3 protein-coding genes are annotated in these 2,106 nt (G+C 63.5%); all 3 read left to right on the forward strand.

What is annotated here, in order from left to right; genetic code table 11:
* Positions 1 to 838, forward strand: an 838-nt coding sequence (locus ABB29_RS15820) for a DUF885 domain-containing protein (protein WP_157062697.1), incomplete at its 5' end; no start/stop codon positions are given.
* Between the two features lie 176 nt (positions 839 to 1,014).
* Positions 1,015 to 1,458: a VOC family protein gene (locus ABB29_RS15825; RefSeq protein ID WP_245622658.1), complete on the forward strand. Its 444-nt coding sequence runs from the start codon at positions 1,015 to 1,017 to the stop codon at positions 1,456 to 1,458.
* Positions 1,451 to 2,106: DUF72 domain-containing protein (locus ABB29_RS15830; RefSeq protein WP_057660861.1), on the forward strand; the 656-nt coding region annotated here is incomplete at its 3' end. The genes ABB29_RS15825 and ABB29_RS15830, both read left to right, overlap by 8 nt.

Genomic DNA, 2,106 nt, shown 5'->3' on the forward strand with positions numbered 1-2,106 from the left:
GGCGATCGAAGCAGCGCTGGAGCTGGCCTATGCCGACAAGCCCAAGCGCGACGAAGTGGTCAAGGACGCGACCGCGTCACTGGAAAGCGCCAAGCAGTTCGTGATCGCCCACGATCTGGTCAGCGTGCCGGAAACGCCGGTCAAGATCATCGAGATGCCCGAATACCAGCGTGGCGTCGCGGTCGCCTACTGCGATTCGCCCGGCCCGCTGGACAAGGGACTGGACACCTTCTACGCGGTGTCGCCGATGCCTGACGACTGGACCGACGCCCAGGTCAATTCGTTCCTGCGTGAGTACAACAGCCGCATGATCCACCTGCTGAGCATTCACGAAGGCATTCCCGGCCATTACCTGGAAGGCGCGCATTCGGCCAACTTCCCGTCGACCCTGCGCGGGGTGCTGCGCTCGGGCATGTTCGCCGAAGGCTGGGCGGTGTACACCGAGAAGATGATGGCCGACGCCGGTTACCTCGACAACGACCCGTTGTTCCGCCTGGTCCAGCTGAAGTTCTACCTGCGCACGATTGCCAACGCCATTCTCGACCAGGGCGTGCACGTCGATGGCTGGAGCCGTGAACAGGCGATGGACCTGATGACCCGCCAGACCTTCCAGCAGGAAAGCGAAGCTGCCGGCAAATGGGTGCGTGCGCAGCTGACCTCGGCGCAGCTGCCGACCTACTTCGTCGGCGTGCAGGAACACCTGGACATGCGCAAGGCAGTGGAAGCCGCGCAGGGCGACAAGTTCAACCTCAAGGCTTACCACGACCAGGTCCTGTCCTACGGCGCACCGCCAGTGCGCTTCGTGCGCGAGCTGATGCTGGATCAACCCATCCAGTAAGCAATCTGTCCAGCAAGCGCTTGAACCGCGTCATCCGGATGGCCCCTGCGGGGCCATCTTCATTGATGCGCGGACGGCCTCCGCACCAACCTAGCAGGTTTACCGACCGCATGTTCACACCGCTGCCGCGGCGCTGGCTTATCCTCGCCCGGTCCCTGGTCATGCAGGAGTTGTCCGTGAACAATGCCAGCGGTTCCAGCATCATCCCCTGTCTGCGCTACCGCGATGCACCCGCGGCCATCGACTGGTTGTGCCGTGCATTCGGCTTCAGCCGCCATGCCGTGTACCAGGACGGGGACATCGTCCATCACGCGCAACTGGTGCACGGCAACGGCATGATCATGCTCGGCTCGGTCGCCAACCAGGGGCCTTGGGGCAAACTGATCACGCAACCCGATCAGCTGCAGCAAAACGAAACCCAGAGTCCCTGCGTGCTGGTCGAGGATGTGGATGCACACTACGCGCAGGCCGTTGCCTGTGGCGCGACGATCGTGATCGATATCGCCGACCAGGGTTACGGTGGACGCGGCTACGGATGCCGGGATCCGGAAGGGCATCTGTGGTGGTTCGGCAGCTACAATCCGTGGACGGCACGGCAGGATGACAACGGCAATGGATGATCTGTTTTCGGCGGCGGCCGCCACGGGTGGACACACGATCCGGGTCGGCATCGGCGGTTGGGTATATGCGCCGTGGCGCGACAATTTCTATCCGTCGGGACTGGTCCAGCGGCGCGAGCTGGAATACGCCAGCCGCCATCTGACCGCGATTGAAATCAACGGCACCTACTACGGCACCCAGAAGCCGGCCACCTATGCCAAGTGGCGCGACGAAACGCCGACCGGCTTCATCTTTTCAGCCAAGGCGCCGCGCCGGATCACCCAGTCGAAGGCACTCGCCAGGACCACTGCCCAGGTCGAGGATTTCATCGGCGGCATCGCCGAGCTCGATGACAAGCTGGGGCCACTGGTGTGGCAGTTCGATGCCGGCACCCGCTTGGACCACGATGACTTCGCCGCGTTCCTGTCAGCCATGCCGACCCACGCGCGACAGCGCCGGCTGCGGCATGTGCTGGACGTGCGCGATGCCTCTTTCATCAGCCCGGCATTGCTGGCAATGGCACGCAGCCACGGCATGGCGATGGTGTTCACCGATTCGACCGAGCATCCGTCATACGCCGACCTGACCGCCGACTTCGTCTATGCGCGACTGATGCGCAGCCAATCCGCACAGGCCAATGGCTATCCGGCGTTGCAGCTGGACCAGTG

Origin of the sequence: Pseudoxanthomonas dokdonensis (assembly GCF_001431405.1) — a bacterium.
GTDB lineage: Bacteria > Pseudomonadota > Gammaproteobacteria > Xanthomonadales > Xanthomonadaceae > Pseudoxanthomonas_A > Pseudoxanthomonas_A dokdonensis.